Annotated in this window: 4 protein-coding genes; 1 reads left to right on the forward strand and 3 read right to left on the reverse strand. The window is 71.8% G+C overall.

All coding sequences use genetic code 11. From position 1 onward, the window contains the following. Positions 1–788: 788 nt before the first annotated feature. The 3 genes from ABD901_RS52960 to ABD901_RS52970 form a co-directional block, all read right to left on the reverse strand. Complete coding sequence (locus tag ABD901_RS52960; protein WP_345142330.1) at positions 789–1370, reverse strand: hypothetical protein; 582 nt, start codon at positions 1368–1370, stop codon at positions 789–791. 18 nt (positions 1371–1388) lie between these two features. Further along, the gene (locus ABD901_RS52965; protein ID WP_345142333.1) at positions 1389–1526 is read right to left on the reverse strand and encodes a hypothetical protein; all 138 of its coding nucleotides are present in this window, start codon (positions 1524–1526) and stop codon (positions 1389–1391) included. Between the two features lie 138 nt (positions 1527–1664). Then, a complete protein-coding gene (locus ABD901_RS52970; RefSeq protein ID WP_345142336.1) occupies positions 1665–1997 on the reverse strand; it encodes a hypothetical protein in 333 nt (110 codons plus the stop codon). A gap of 48 nt (positions 1998–2045) precedes the next feature. Between ABD901_RS52970 and ABD901_RS52975 the strand changes: the two genes are divergently transcribed. Continuing rightward, a complete protein-coding gene (locus ABD901_RS52975; RefSeq protein ID WP_345142339.1) occupies positions 2046–16679 on the forward strand; it encodes a hypothetical protein in 14634 nt (4877 codons plus the stop codon). Positions 16680–16818 lie beyond the last annotated feature (139 nt).

A 16818-nucleotide genomic window follows, 5' to 3' on the forward strand; every position in this document is an offset into this window, starting at 1 on the left:
TGGCGGTTGCGCCGGGGTCGGTGGTGGCGGTGAAGTTCCTGCCGATGACCGTTGGGTTGGTGGCGCCGGCGGGTGTTCGGGTGTCCGACGGCAGTGAGTTGGTCGGGCTGACCGGTGCTGATCCGGACCGTCAGCCGGTGGTCCGGGTTGCGGAGGGTGTATCCGAACCGGCGCCAGGAACTTCGGATGCCGGCTGGCGTCGGTTCTCGACGTCTGAGCCACCACCGCACAGCGATGTTGGTCTGAATGAAGATCTGCAGGTCCCGGAAATGCTGGATACGGGGCCGCCAGCCGCTGGGAGGTCCGGACCGGCCGGCAGGTCGTCTCCGGAATCTCGGCGGGCGCACACCTACAGCAGGGCATCAGCCCGGAGACCCGGCGGCGACCAAGATGAAGCAGGTGTAGCCGATTCGGGCGTGCCACTCATGCACGCCAAACCGTCGGCTCCCAAAGCCGCCTCAAGTATGGCGGATACAGAAAACGGGGGCGTGTCACTTCAATTTCGTCTACGTAAACTCGGTCGCAAAGTCGCGGAGACTTCACATAGAACGCAGCGTACTGTCGAGGCGATCCTGCGGCTATACATCACCCTCCCGAGTCGCTCAACCGCGCCGGGGCTCGCTGAGTTGCGGCACGCTGTCACCGCCGCGGCAGATTCCACGATGGCGGCCGCGTCGGCGGCTCGGACCGCCGGCGATGTGCGGCTGTCGGCCCGCTCCCCGGGTGTGCGGCCGTCGGCTTCACCGACATTGGCCGACATGGCGCACGCCGCGGGACGATCGACGCCGTCAACGGGCCGGGGCGAGCCGGCTGCACCGAGCGGGCCGGCCGGTCCCGACCCATTGCGGTATCGATTGAACGGAATCGGTTCCGCCAACGACGGCATGTCCAGGTCGGTGATGCCGGTCGAACAGGACGAAGCCGCCAGCATTGTCGAACATCGGCCGCCCGTCGGCCTGCCCTCTCAAGACTTCGATGATTTCCAGCTCAACGACGACGGCGAGACCGGATCTGACTTCACCAAGTACGGCGTCCACGAGGTGGACTTCAGTGAGGGCGAGAAGACCCTCGCGCACTGGGACCAACTCGAGTTGGAAGTTCTGGCGCGCGAGGTGTCTGTCGAGGTTGTCCGCCGATGGCGGGCCGGTGAGCAGGGCTTGCGGATCCGGGTCGAGGGCGGTGGCAACGGCAGTGGCGTCGCCCGGCTGATGCGACCCGGCAGCGCTGGTCGGCAGACCGGCCTTCGGCGGGCCGAGGCGGTGGTGAAGATCCTGCGGGACAGGCTGAAGGTCCACTTGTCGCAGCGGTTCGGTGGTCAGTCGGGTCTGAACATCGACAAGATTCTGGACGAGATCCTGGCCGAGCCGCAATCACGCGGCAACGGCCGGTCACGTGCGCCGAAAGCGCCCTACCCGGACGGTGCGGAAGCTCGGCGGCGCGCTGTGGTGTGGCGTAGCGACGATGGACCGCTGCGACCGATCGGCCTGCGGGATGAGCGCGGCATGCAGCTGCACGTTGAAGACCATGACGCGCTGCGTGCGTACATCGATCGCGCAGTACGGTCGCGCAAGTACCAGCTGGTCCATGCGCTGCTGGACGAGTTGTCGCAGCTGGGGGTGTCTGACCTCCGAATGACGCTGCTCAGGCATTACGCACGGCAGCGGTCAAATCGGTCGTCCGGTGCCGCCACGCGGCGCATCGCCGATCAGGTGTCCGTCGGGGCGCCGGTGGTTGAGGAGGCGGCAGTTGAGCCGGGTGGTGGCCTCCCGGCCGCCGATGATGAGGCCGTGGACGAGCAACAGCAGGTGTCGTTGCCCGGCACGTCCAGCGAGAGTCGTTCGTCTGGTGCCGCCACACCGCGCACCGCCGATCAGGTGTCCGTCGGGGCGTCGGTGGTTGGGGAGGCGGCAGTTGAGCCGGGTGGTGGCGTCCCGGTCGTCGACGAACCGGCGGTTACGGATGCGCCCGCTGTCGGCGATGGTGCCGTGGAGGAGCAACAGCGTGCGGACGTTTCCGCTCGGGCTGCGGTGGTTGTCCTCGGCAAGTTGAAACCGGTCGAGGCCATGTGGGCGGTTCGTCAGGCCGAGTCGATCCTGATGAGCCGCCTTCCTGAGCCCCGCTCGGTGCCCGAGCTGCGCGCGGTGCGCGCGGTGGTTGATCGGGTCGCCGCGACGTTGCACCGGCAGGGTCGGGCGGCGGCCTCGGCGTTGGCGCGAGACCTCGCAGCCGCGTTACCCGACCAACTCGCCGCGCTAGGGACGCGGCCCGGTGCGGCATTCGCGGTCGCGCCGGACGACGCGGACTGGTGGGACGATTCCGGGCTGCCGACGTCCGGCTGGCATCGGATCCGTGAGGGATTCGGGCATCCGGATGGCATGTTGCTCAGGCTGGATGGTCGGTTGGAGCAGTTGCCGCCGGGCGTGTCGGTTGAGGAGGGACCGGCTGCCGAGGTGGTCCGGGTGGACTGGTTCGACCGCTATTTCCGCGTCGCGGCCGCCATGCAGTTCGAACGGGTGCCGATGACCGGTCCGACGGTGATGGAGCCGCCACCTGGCTACCAGTTCCGCCACGTTCCCTCGGGGATCATGTTGCACCTGGAAGGCCGCCCGCCGGACCAGCTCGCCCCGGAGCTTTTGCGTCCGCTGGCCAACCGGGCAACGCTGATTCTCGACCCCACGGTGGTCGACACGGCCACGGCCCTGGCGGGCATCGGTGCGCTGCCGGCGGAGGTTGCGGCTCGCCTGGTGATCCGGATCGCGACCGACGTCCGGCTCACGCCGGATGAGGTCGGGGCGCTCGCTGTGGAACTCCAAGGTGACCGTGGGGTCGCCCTGCCGGTGGTGGTGCCGGCTCGATCCATGACCGCCGTTCCGCCGGTCTCAGCCTGGATCATCCCGGTCAGCACGGACCGTCGGGTCACGTTCCTGGAACTGGCCGATGAATACGATGTCTATCCGTCCAACCAGCCCCCGCCGCTACAACGTCGCGCACACGGCCTCGCGCCGATCGATGCGCCGGCGCGCTACCGGTTGCCGGAGGGCTGGTTGGTCGAGCAGACCACGGACGGGTTGTGGGTGCGTCCGGACGACTCGTCGGATGTCAGCATGCAGGACCGGACCGGACCGGTCCGCCGCCCAGGAAATCCACGGATCACCATTGGCGTACGAGGAGTGCCGGTGCCCGGCCCGGTACGAGCCTGGATCACCACCCTGCTGGACAACCTGCCGTCCGGTACAGAACCCGACGTCGTCATGCGCGGCGAACCGGTCTGGCGGTTGTGGCTGGCCGATCCGATCCCGCAGCTGACGGCGGATCAGTGGCTCATGCCGGTGCCCGCAGGTCTCTACCTGCACCGCCGGCAGGATGGCCGGCCCGACCCCGATGGTGTCGCGACAGCCGCGGCGGCGCCGGTCGGGCAGCAGACCATGCGGCTGATACCCGAGCGGGACTCGGCAGATCCGGAGTCGTTGGCGGCCGCGCTTCGCAGCCTGCCTGGGCAACTACGCGGTCGAGTGGTCCTGGACCTCGGGCTGGCCAGCCCCGACCTGACCGCAGCCGATGCGGTGACACTGGCCCGCACCCTCGACGTGCCGGTGCTGCTCGCCCCAGCGCGCCTGTCGGCGGTTCCGGGGGCGGTGATGATGCCGATGACCGACGACGGGCGGCTGAGCTTCGCGCCCTACGCCGACGCCTACCACGTCCTGCCACCCACCCGGCGCGAGCCCGCCCGCCGGATCCCGGCCGACCTGCCGTCCGGCCCGAATCCGGACACCTACCGGCTGTCCGAAGGATGGCTGCTGCACGTCATGGCCTCCGGACTGTGGGCCGGGCCTGAGGACGCACCGTCTGCTGTAGTCGATGAGCTGATCGCGCGCCCCGCCGAAGCCGGTGTCGTGCGACTGACCGTCGGCATGCTCGGGGTGAGGGTGCCTGAGGCCGCGCTGTCACAACTGCGCGATCTGGTCGATCAGCTCGCCCCCCACGTACGTCGCAGGTTGACGACGGAGGCGCTCGACCCGGATCAACCAATCGACGGCATCGGGCGGGCGCGCATCCGGCCCGACGGTATGACCGAGCGCGCCGGCGTGTCCGCGACGGCCCCGGGGCATCAGGATCTGGCCGCCATGAACGCGGATGCCCATCCCCAGCCGGTGCTCCAGGTGCCCAGCGACGGAAACTGCCTGGTGTCCGCGTTCATCGGGAGCTCGCCGGACCAGGTCGCGGCGGCGCTGGGGCCGGGCCTGGCGCCGGACCTCGCCGCGTTCCTCAATGACCCCAACCGGGTGCGCTGGAACATCCAGCAGATGCGGTTCACCGGCGTGACCGCGAACTCGGAGCTGGGCCGCATCAGTCGGTTGCTGCAGCAGCGGGTCGGTGCCTACCTGACCACCAATCGCAACGCGCTTCCCGCCGACGTGAACCGGCAACGCATCCACTTCCGCGACGACGTCGAGCGGGAGGTTCGGACGCTGGATCACCAGCAGGTGCTGGACCGGCTGAGCCAGCTTGACCACCGGCACGTCACGGACGCCGCCTTCCTGACCGCAGCCCGGATCTGGCAGCGGTACGCCACCGTGCGCGCCGCGACGCCCAACCCCGGTCCGGCGACCACGGTGCCGCAGGAGCAGCTCGACTTCATCAACCAGCACGGCCCGCGCATCCCGGTGGCCGAGGTGGATCCGGCACGGCTCGGCGAATACCTGGTCAGTGCCTCGACCGTGTCCGGCCGCCAGCTCAGCGACGACGAGTACGACGAGGTCCGGCAGTCCGTCAGCAACTGGCGCAGCCGGTGGGGCCATCCGTCCGGCGAGTTCCTGGCCCCGCTGCTGGCGCACGCCACCAACAGCCGGGTCACCATTCTGCGCAGCGGTCCGCAGGGAACGTACGTGGCGGACACCTACGGGCCGGCCAACGGTGTCCCGGTGACCCTCTACCACGTGCCGGGCGACCCGACCGCCGAGAAGCTCACCTACAACCACTACGACGCCGCCGCCCCAGCGCCGACCCAGCCCACCCCGCCGACCCAGCCCACCCCGCCGGCCAAGCAGCAGCATCAGCCGCCGCCTCCGCAGTCGTCCGACCGGCAGCTGCGCGACATGGCGGCCGCCCTGCCGGCGAACCTTCGGCTGCAGCGCGCCATCGGCGGTACCCTGCTGCATGCTGACGGCGCCGGCGGCGCGATCAGCTCACGGGTGCCGGCCCCGACCGGCCCCGGACCGGCCATCCTGCTGGACCCGACGGTCACCGACCCCACCGTGCTCGGCGACGCGCTGGCCGGCCTGCGGCCGCAGGACACCACGCTGGCGGTGCTGCACTGGCCGCCGGACCAACCGATCAGCGCCGCCCGGGCGCGGGAGATCACCACCCAGGTGCTGGACTTGCAGACCCGCTCGGCGATGCTGTCGGTGCCGCGTGAGGCGCTGATCGACGCGCCCGCCCAGGACGACCTACTGGTCCTGCCGCTGGACGCCGACGGCGAGGTGACCTTCTTCAATGCGCGACCGCAGCGGTACCTGTTCCTGCCGGCCAGCGCCGGCCCGCAGGCCCGGCCGGCCCCGTACGGGCTGCCCGAGACCCGGCCAGGCGTGTACCAGTTGTCCGACGATTGGGTGGTCTGGGACGGCGGAAGCTACCTGTGGATCGGACCGGCCGTGGAACTGGCCCGGGTCCAGCCGCTGCTGGCGCCGGCCAGCGGTCAGCTCACCGAGCCCGCTGTGTTCCTGGGCTGGAACGGCAGCGAGCTGCCGGCCCGGGTCCGCGAGCAGGTCGGCCGCATCTTCGCCGGAATGCCGCAGGGCGCACCGACCCGACTGGTCACCTCCGGCGTCGGCCTGGACCGGCACACGTTCGACCCGGCAACGGTGGCCGGCCTGCCCGACGGGGTGCGACTGAGCCACGTCCCCGGCGGGGTGCTCGCCCACACCGGAGCGCGCCCGGCCGCCGGGGACGCGGCGATGCACTGGGGCGACCTGGCCACCCCGGACCGGCCGCGGCTGGTCCTGCATGAGTCGGTCGCCGACCCGGTGGCCGCGGTCTGGGCGGTCCAGGACAGCCTGGGCTCGAACGCCGCGTCGCTGCGGGTGGTGCTCGCGGTGGACCCGCCGACACCGGCCGGCGGCCCGGGCGCGGCGGGGCGCGCCGCGCAGGTGGCCGACGCGCTGCGCAGCGGCCTCGGCGGGTCGGTGGAGCTGGTCCTGCCGGTCAGCGCGGTGGGGCGCAACGCGGCCGATGCCGCCGGCCTGGTACCGGTCGACACCCGCGGGCAGCGGACTTTGACCGCTGCCGCGCACGCGTTCGTCGTGCCGGTGCAGGCGGCACCGGCACCCGCCGACGGACCGCTGGGCCTGAGCCCGGCGGCCGGCGGCGGATACCAGGTGACGCCGGGCTGGACGGTCAGCGAGCACAACGGCGTGGTTCTGTTCGCCGAGTACGGCACCGATCCGGGCACGCTGCCGCCGGCCGCGCCGCCTGGCGGTGTCCCAGTCGTGATCCGGCCCGGCGCAGGCGTGGTTCCGCCCGCGGTGGCCGCCGCCGTGTCCCGGCTGCTGTCCGGGGTGCCCGAGGCGGACCGGCACCTACACGTAGAGGCCGACTCGGGCAGCGCCGGGCCGGACGCCGCCGACGCTGCGGCGCACGGCGCACCCGGCGGGCAGGCACCGACGTTCGTGCCGCCTGCCGTTCCCGACCGGCTGGCGCTGGCACTGGGCGACCCGAAGGCCACCCTTCCCGACCTCGACCAGGTCGAGGAGGCGCTGCGCGCCGAGGCGCAACGTCGTGGGCTGATCGTGCCGGCCGCCGACTGGGAGATGCTGCACCAGCGGCTGCTCAACAATTACCCGCTGCTGGCCGGCCCCGACGGATACCTGTTCCCGCTGGGCGGCATGGAGGTCCGGGTCCGGCTCGACCCGGACGACCCGCAGCTCGTCGCCAACCCGGCCGGCTCCTCGGACACCGCCGTCGCCGATCCCTCCCTGGATGACATCGAACACCGCGGCTTGACGAAGGACGGCCGTTTCCACGCCAACGAGATCATCCAGGGCGTGTTCCAGACCGGCGCCCACGGCCAGGGCGCCGGAACCACCATGCGGGCCAACCGGGTGCACGGCAACCTCAACTTCAGTGAGCCCCTGGGTCCGACCTTCCACTTCGCACCCACGGCCAACTTCGCCATCAACAGGACGGACCAGAACTCGGGCCACCTGATCGACACGGAGAAGGGCCGGGTGCTCGACACCCGCGCGGACTCGACGTTCTACTCCTACCGTCCCGGCTGGACCATCGACACCCGCGGCGATACCGAAGCGTGGCAACCGATCGCGCTGGCACCGCCGCCGGGCACGCAACCGGCCCGGCTGGTGGCCGCGATCCCCGACCACCTGCTGCTCGACCCGGCCGAACAGGTCGTGGCCGACCTGCCCGCGGCCGAACCGGATCACCCCGAGCGGCCCAGCCAGGACAACCTGACCCGCCTGCCGGAGACGTTCTCGGTCAGCAATCTCACCGGCCTGACCGACCTGTACGACCACATCGTGGCCCGGCTGCGAGCCGACGGATTCGACATGTCGATCGGCAGCCCGATGCGGCAGGAGTTGCAGCGCAAGCTGTGGAACACCGAAACCCACCTGGACGAGGCGGTCAACCGGCGGCCCCCCGCCGGCGGTGCCGGTCTTGCTGCCGCCAGTCCGTCGGACTCGAAGTCGCCGGCGCCGGTGGCGACGGACTCACGGGGGTACCGGTTCACGCTGCACGAGAACGGCAAGGCTGCGGCCGGCATCCGCGTGCACGCCCGCCGGCACGGCGACACAGTTCGCGTGGGCAGCACCAGCGATGCCGCGCACATCGAGAAGGTCCGTACGGCGATCGTCGGGCACACCGGCGAGTCCACCCTCGGCCAGAACAGCGGCGTCAGCTTCGGTGGCGATGTGGCGCTCCCGCTGGCCAGGAACTACGGCGATCCAGCCGTGTTCAAGGAGAAGTCCAGGTTCGGAGTCTCCGCCAAGGCCGGGGTCAACTGGAGCAGCAACGACAGCGGCGGCGCCGTCCACGCGTCGCTGAACGTGCTGGTGTCCCGGTACACCGGCATGACCGGCGGCCACACGGTGGACCTGGAGCTGTCCGCCGAGGTGTCCACGTCGCGGCGACCGACCGAGCAACCGCGCACCACCCCCACCGTCGACGCCTCGGCGGTGGTGTGGCTGTCCGAGCCCGACGCGTTCGCGTACGGCTTCGGCGTGGACGCCGGCGCGTTCACCACCCCGCCGCCCGCGGCCCCGGCTCCGGGGCAGCAGCGCACGCTGCCGTACCAGGACTGGAGCGGGCGGCTGCGCAACACGGGCAAGCATCCCGAGGACGCCGGCGGGAACCTGGTCCCGGAGCACGTGGTGGCCGGACGGGGCCTGGGGCAGAGCCTGGCCGACATCGAGCCGGCTGCGGTCGCGCAGCTCAAGGCGAACCTGAAGCGGGAACTGGCCGCCAGCGGGTTCCTGCCCCCGGACGAGGATCGGGTCTGGGGGAGGCCGGGCACGGCCGCGCAGGGGCCTGAGCCCGTCGGCATCACGGCGGGACTGCTGATGGCCAAGGCCGCAGCGTTGCGGGGCATCGGTGCGGCGGTGCTGTTTGCCAAGGGGGGCGCGCCGGACGTCGACGCCTGGGTGGACAACCTGGATCTGGTCGACAAGATGATCTCCAACAACGGTCTCGAATCGCACTTCGACACCCTTACCCAGGACGGTCTGCCCTTCTCGCTGCACAGCTGGCGCAACGGCGTCATGCGCACCGCGGAGGTGACAGTCCACGCCCGGTCGCGGGTCACCGACGGCGTCGGACCTGACGGCAACTCGGTGCATTTCGACCGGCTCACCGACGAGTACCACGTGGTGAACCTGTCCATGGGACTGGGCATTGCCGGCCAGGGAGCCGGCGGCGCCCAGGGCTGGTCGATCGAGGGCGGGTTCAAGTTCGACCTGTCCAAGCGGCAGGACCCGTTTGAATCGGTCGACGTCACCGGCGGTGCGCTGAGCCGCAGCGTCGGTGCCTCGGACCGGCTCACCCGTATCGTGAACCGGCCGGAGTTGCTGGAGTACCCGGGCCGGGTGAGCATGTTCCACCTGCCGTACGACTTCAGCTTCACCGTGCGCTACGACGACGGTGCCGCGCCGCGGTTCGATCCGCCGGACGTACGCGGCGACGTGCACGCCGCGCTGCTGAGCTTCAATAGTGATCCGTCGACGTTCAGCGAGGAGGCCGAACAGGACACCGTGCCCTCGGTGCTGCACCAGGGCGTGGTCTATTTCCTCGACACGCACGGTCTGAACGCCGCGATCCGCAACCAGTTGCCGGACCTGACCGGGGCGGGTCATCCGATGGCCAAGCCGCTGACCAGCCTGGCAAACCTGATCGCGGTGCAGTCGCACTTCAAGGAGGTGCTGCACGGCCACTACAGCACCGACACGCTGGTCGAGCCCGGATTCTTGGCCAACACCGGCGCCGCAGCGTCGATCAGCGTGGAGCGTATCGGCCCGGCCCGGTTCGTGGGTGCCACTGCCGACAAGTACGTCACCGGCCTGATCGAGCTGTACCTGGCCGAGACAGCCAACACCGCCAGCCGCTCGTTCGCCAAGACGGTGAACCTACCTGACCTCAACCTCGGGCGAACGTTGACCAAACGGGAAAAGGATCTGTTCAAGCTCAGCTACTCCGAGTCGGTGAACGTCAAGTTCAGCGACAGCTCCGCCGAGGAGACCAAGCGCACCGGCGGCCTGGAGATGCTCAAGCTCGCCTTCAGCCGCGCGTACGCGTTCCGCACGCAGGTCGACTACGGCGTGCGGACCGGCACCCGTACCCAGACCGGCTTCATCTTCAGCAGCAACAGCGCGGCGGCGCCCACCCAGGTGCGGGGCCGCGACATGATCTTCCTGCTGCCGGAGCCCGAGGCCCTGGCCCGGTACGCGGACTACCAACTGCCGCTGAGCGAGCCGCAGCTGATCGACGCGATGGGCCGGTGGGCCGCCGGTGAGCTGACCCTGCCCGGCAACACCGTGGCCGGCCTGCTGCACCGGTGGCGGGAGCAGGTGGCCGCGGGAGCCGGCGTCGGTACCCCCGACCTGGGCACCTTCCTGGTCCAGCACGAGATCCAGCGATGGGCGCACGCCCTGGCCGCCCGCCACAACGATCCCACCGCCCGCGACGTCGTACTGCACGAGGATCGGCGCGAGCAGTTCCGAAACGACTTCGGGCCCACGCTCGACCCGGACAAGAATCCGTTCCACGCCCTGACGGTGCCCGCGTACATGACCCGCACCGGTGACCGGTCCCTGGGTCACTCCGGCGTGGACAACCTGACGCTGTTCACCGGCCCGGCCACGCACAAGGGCACCCGTCCCACGACCACCCTGCTCGACGCGGTGGTGGACCGGGTCGAGGCGGTGGCGCCCGGCCTGCTCGGCGCCGACGCGAGCACCTGGCACCGGGCCGACGGCAGCTGGGGCTTGCTGATGTTCTCGCCCGGCAAGCAGATCATCGGGACGCTGCCCGGCGGCCTGGAGTCGTTGCAGGCCACCCTGGCCGGCCAGCGGGCCAACATCGTGCTGTCGGACATGCTGCACCAGCACAACGGGGTCACGTTCTACTTCGTCGGCCGCAAGGCCGGGGTCCTGGCCGACGTGGTCGAGGTGAAGGTGTCGGCCGCCCTGGATGGCCGGCCGCACTACACCGACTGGGTACCCGACTACGGCATCGAGAACTACGGCCACGCCTACGCCGCCTACGCCGAGCAGCTGAGCAGCTCGCTGGCTTGGAACATCACCCCGGCCAGGTTCGGCTTCAGCAAGGATGAGAAACCGATGGTCGGCAATGTCTCGGTGTCGTACGCGCCGCAGGGCTCGCGCAGCCTGAAACGCTCCGAGCAAGTCACGCGGGAGCAGACCGTATACGACTGGACCGGGCACTACCGCGCCTCCACCAGCGCGCGGATCACCGTCAGCGTGCGTCGGCTCAAGATGTCCCACCGCCCGTTGAACTCCTTGCTCAGCGGCGTCTGGGACGGCTCAGCCAACCTGCTGGCCTTCGCCGGCAGCTGGGTCGACGCCAGCCTGCCCACCCCCAACCCGCCGGCGGCCGGGAGCGCGGCCACGGCCCAGGTGAGCTTCCAGCTGACCAAGGGCGCCAAGGCGATCGCCGCCGCACTCGCCGGCGCGAAGATCGTCCGGGCCGACTCCGTCGACTTCGACGCCCGGCTGGACTTCAAGGTGCCGAAGGGGCTGGCCGAGGCGACCGCGGTGACCCCGTCCACGACGCTGGACCTGCGCCCGCTGCCGCCGCTACCCGGCGACGTGTACGTGAGCGGCGCACTGGTCGACGACCTGTTCCCGGCCGCGCGGGAGCTCATGGCCGGCGTGCTCAGCTCGGCGGGGCTGCTGTCCGGGCTACCCGGCGACGTGTACGTGAGCGGCGCACTGGTCGACGACCTGTTCCCGGCCGCGCGCCAGTTCATAGCCGGCATGTTCAGCTCGGCGGCCGACGACGAGAACTACCGCGGCAGCGTGGCCCTGCCCGGGCTGCTGTCCCGGCTGAGCGTGGACAACCACCTGCCGGACATGGCGGTGGAGGGCGGGTACCCCCTCGCCTCGCACCTGTTCACCGCTGGAGCGTCCAACAGCCGCGTGGCCATGCGGGCATACGTCTCGCTGCACTCGATGGAGATCATCAGCAGTATCGTCAACAGTACTGGCACCGGCCGGTACACGAAGTTCCAGGTGGGCGCGGCGGCCACCCAGTCGCGCAACCGTTGGCGGGTCAACGTCGACGGGGGACTGTCCGGCGAATGGCGGATGCGCGAGACCCACGTCGGCGCCCAGGAGGACACCACCGCCAAGGGTAGGTTCGGCAGCGATGGCAACCGCAACGCCCCGATGAGTCACAGCGCCACCTACGAAGACAACAAGCGCAACGAGACCCACGTCAAGATGCAGGGCGCGGTGTACCTGGTCAAGCTGCGTGGCCGGTTCCGCCTCGCCGCGGTGCCGCACACCCACAGCCCATTCCTCCCGTCCGCAGGGACGGGCCCGATCGGGCCGGAGCGGTTCGGCCCGGATGCCGCCGCCACCGGCTGGATTACCGGCGACGTGTACGTGGAGATGTTCGCCGACGAGGTCCGCGAGATGCAGCGGCAGATGGACGATCGGCCGCATCGATGGAACCTCGGCGTCGCTGGGAGCTGGCCCGCACCGTCCGCCGGTGCGCACCAGGCCGACCTGGACCAGCTGCTGGAACGGTCCACGCCCGCGGCGATGGCGGCGGGCACCGGCACGGGCGCCACCGCACCGGCCGGGCGGGCCATCGGCACCGTCGCCGGCCGCCGCGTCGAGCCGGGCGACTTCGACCCCGGCCAGGCCGCCCCGCACGCCGCGCTGGTCATCCGCGACCAGCTCGGCAACCACCACGGCGCGGTGCCACCCATCCGGTTGTCGGCCGACGCGAGGACGCGGTCGCGGCGGCGGTACGAGCTGTTGCTCAACTGGGCGGTGCACCACCTCAACACCGCGACGCCCGGGCAGCAGGCCGCCGCCGACCTGGCCGAGCTGACCACCTGGCAGGGTCAGGTCGGCGCCGGCGACGCGCTGACGACCCAGCAGCTGGACCGCCGGGCCGCCGACATCGTGCGGCGGGTCGGCCAGGTCCAGCCGCCCGGCGTGGCCGCACCGGAGCGGCCGCACGAGGTCCAGATGCTCGACCAGGACCCCATGACCGTGGCCCGGGGAGTTGCGTTCGAGCTCGCTACCCACGTCGACTTCACCGCCACGGACGCGCAGGGCACCGTGTCGCGGTACCGGATCGATCCGGTGGGCCTGGTGGTCGAGCTGGTGGACCAGGACGGCGCGTACACCCCGGTCACCTCGACCCAGGTGGTGCGGGCGCTGCCCGTACAGTTGCGCGTCGACGCCGTGGTGGCGGGCATCGGCCCGGCGCAGCAGTGGCGGATCTACGAGGAGCTGCTGGAGCGGACCCCGATCCAGATGGAGGCGGCCGCCAGGCTCGTTCGGGAGCTTCGCCGCCGCATCGACCAGGCCCAGGACGACGCCGATGAAGATGCCCGGACCTGGATCACCGGCGGCCTGCCCCGCCCGATCGGCACCCCACGGGCCGGCAACTCGGCGCGGGGTACCGTACGCGTCACCACCGAGCTGCCCCACCGCCGCGCCGGACGGGCCCGCCGGCTGATGTCCGCCGACCTGCCGCCCGGCTGGTCCAGCACCGGCCCGCTGCGGCAGCTGCCGGACAACCCGCGCCCGGGTACCCGGCTGTGGATCGAGCGGCCGCAGGGCGCCGTCGCGGCGTACCTGCACCCCGACGGCGACTACCGAGTCCACATCCCGCGGGCCGGCTTGGACGTGCAGACCATGACCGCCGCCGCGTTCCGGCAGCAGTTCGGCCGCCGTCTGGCCTTCACGCTGGTCGAACCCGACGTGCTGCACAGCTGGCTCGAGCACGACCGCTACTGGGCCGCCTCGCAGCAGTTCGCCCAGAACAACCTGGCCGCGCTCATGGCCGACCCGAACGCCGCCAGTCTGGCCCAGGCGCAGCAGCGGGCCGCGCAGCTTTCGGTCCAGGCCCGGCCCGCGCCCGGCGCCGCGGTGCCGCCCGCGGCTGCACCCGGTCCGGGCAACCCGGTGCTGAACCGGCACCGGCCGCTGCTGGACGCGATCCGCGCCGGCCAGATCACCGCTGCCTACGAGTACCTGACTGCGACCACCCCGGCCGCCCGGCACGCGGTGCTGACCGGACTGCTCGGCAACGCCGGCGCGGTTACCCCGGCGGCGCTGCGCGCCATCGCGGATCTGGCTATCGCCGCCCCGGATCCAACCGCGGCGCCGGCCGCATCCGGCGCGGCCCGACACGCACTGTCCCCCGACACGGCGCGGGACGCCGGGATGCTGCGTGCCCTGGCGGACATCCTCGACCCGTCGGCCGGCCCGATCGACCGGGTCCGTGCCATCGCGGTCGCCACGTGGGGGGTACCCGACCCGCAGGCCTGGGCGGCCACCCTGCAGAACCTGGCCGGCCAGTTGGCCGGACACGTGGCCGGCCCGGGGCAGGCCGCGGATGTACAGGCCCTGCACGACAGTGCCACCGATCCGACGCAGCGGATGGCCTACCACCGCAACGAGCGGATCTTGGACGGCATGACGCCCGAGCAGATCACCGGGTTGACCCAGGCGGTGGCCGTCACCGGGCTGGGCGCGGCCGCGCTCGCGCCGCTGCTGCGCCCCGCCGACGACGCCGCGCAGATGCTCGTCGCGGTGCAGGCGGTCCCGGCCGGCGCCGGGCCCGCAACGGTGGCGCCGGCCGTCATCACCCATGGGGTACCGCCCGGCCCGGCGACGCTGGACCAGTGGACCGCTCTTACCGACTGGGGCCGCTCGTTGGCCTTCCTGAACACCCACGGGCCCGAGCTGCTGTCCGATCCCACCCATCGCGAACTGCAACGACGACGTGCGCAGGCGCCGGACGAGGACGCCACCCTGGCCGCCCACGACGGCCTGCTCACGCTGGCCCGGTACGGCCTGATCCAGGACGGCTACCGATACCTCACCGGCGGCGTCGCACCGGTATCCGCGCCGGCCGCACCGCCGGGCCAGCCGGCCGCCGACCGGCCCACCGACCGGCAGCGGTTCCTGCACCGGCTGCTGAGACACCCCGAGCTCGCCGAGCCGGCCGCCGTCGGCGCGCTGGCCAAGCTGGCCGCCGCCCTTCCCGAACCGGTCGACCGCGCCGACGCGGCGATCCTGCAGACCGTCGGCGACACGCTGGCCGGGCTGACCGTCGACGACGCACAGGTCACCGCCACCGTCCGGCGCGCCCGTGAGGCACTGAGCGAGCCGCAGCGGCAGCAGTGGGCCGCCACCGTCCGTACCCTCGCCGCCGCCACCCCCGGCGCCCGCGGGGCGGCCCTGAGGCACCTGTCCCAGCGGCTGTACCCTGCGGCGCCGCCGGCCCCGCCGGCCGCCCCGAGCGGTACCGCGCGGCAGGACACGTTCGCGCGGCTGCAGCAGGCGGCCCAGGACCTCCGGAGGGCCCAGGTCGCGCTCGATCAGGCCCGCCGGTCCCAGGGGCGGGCCGAGGCCGACCGCGACAGCGCCGGTACCGAACATGAGCGGGCAGGCACCGACCTCACGGACACGCTCGCGCGGGTCCGGACCGCTGAGGACACAGTGCGCCATCGCACCGACGAACTGCCCGGCCTTTCGACGGCCGCCCAGCAGACGAGCGATGCGTTCGAGGCTGCGCAGGACCGGGCCGTCGCGGCCGAGCGGGCCCGCGACGCGGCTCCCGACGACCCGGACCTGCGCCAGTCGGCGACCGACCTGCACAACGCGGCGAACCTGCTGCGGGAGCGGGCCGGGACCGCGCGGCAGCGGCTGTCCGACGCGCGGGAAGCCATCGAGGAAGCCAACACGCTCCTCGGCCGGCTCAACCCGACCCTGCCCGATCTGCGCCAAAGGGTACGGGAGACCAGCGACGTGCTCGGCGCCCGCGAGGCGGCCCTGCACATTCACAACCGGATCGCGGAGATACGCGATCAGCAGCAACGGGAGCGGACCGCGGCGCGCGACGGCGCTCAGGCCGACGTCGACCGGCTGCGGCCGGCGGATCCGCCGGCCGTTCCAGGGGTCGTGGCCACCGACCTGGACGGCCTGCTGGCCGAGTTGGCCAGGGCGGGTCACGACACCACGACCGTGGTACAGGTGCTGGCCAGTCGGCTGAGCGAGCAGGCCGGCGGTACGCTGCCGCCGCGCCTGGTCCTTTCCACCGCAAGGGACTGGCAGCCCGAGGACGGGCCGTTGCCGAGCGACGAGGCCGCCGTGACCGGGCTGGACCGGCGGGCCCTGGCCAGCCAGCTGGCCGTCACCCTCAAGACCATGGTGGAGCTGCGCGTGAGCGAACCGGGCTCACCCCGGCCCCGGTCGTACCTGGCCTATGAAAGCGGCGAAGTCGTCCGGCTCAACAGCACCGATGGCCCGGAGACCATGGAGCAGGCGGTGCAGCGGCTGCCCGAGCACATCCGCGACGAACTGGGCGCGTACCACCGGTCGCCGGACCTGACCGACCGGCTGGAGATCCTGCACCAGCGCGAGATCGAGAATCTCAGCGATTTCGCCGCCGACGTGACCGCCCTGGTCGAGCACGTGAACCGCTTCCAGCCGCTCCTGGCCCGGCAGTGGCTCGGCCAGGCGGACCCGCCCACCACGGCGGACGCGGCGCTGGGGACGGGCGCCGGCCTGAACCCGATGAGCTCGCCGGCCGGGTCGACGGGATCGGCCACCGCGACGCCGGGCGATCCCATCGACCTGGCCGACCGCGAGCAGGTCGCCGCGGCCTGGCTGGACCGCGACGCACGGGGCCGCGCCGACCTCATGGCCGCCCTGCTGAGCCCACCGCCCGGCTTCACAGCGCAACCGCCCACCCAGATCCGGCCCGACCTGCCCGCGGGGGCCCGGGTGGCGGTCCTCGCCGGCCCGGCCGTGGCCGTTGGGCTGGCTCAGGCCAACGGCGTGCTGTCCTGGTACCAGCCGGCCGGCGACCGGCACCAGGTCGGCAGCATCGCCATGTTGGCCAACTGGGCCCGCAACCGGGGCGGCGGCGACGTCTGGTACATCGTGCTGCAACCCAGCGCCGCTTAGCTGATGGTGCTCTCAGGTCATCAGCCAACTTCCCATTCAGCGATCGGCGAGTGGCTGTGCGGCGTTGGCGACCGGCGGACACGCCGGCGTCTCGTGCCGCAACAGCAGCTACTTCATTTCGCTGAGCACACAGTTGAAC

Source organism: Dactylosporangium darangshiense (assembly GCF_039537565.1).
In the GTDB taxonomy this organism is placed as follows: domain Bacteria; phylum Actinomycetota; class Actinomycetes; order Mycobacteriales; family Micromonosporaceae; genus Dactylosporangium; species Dactylosporangium darangshiense.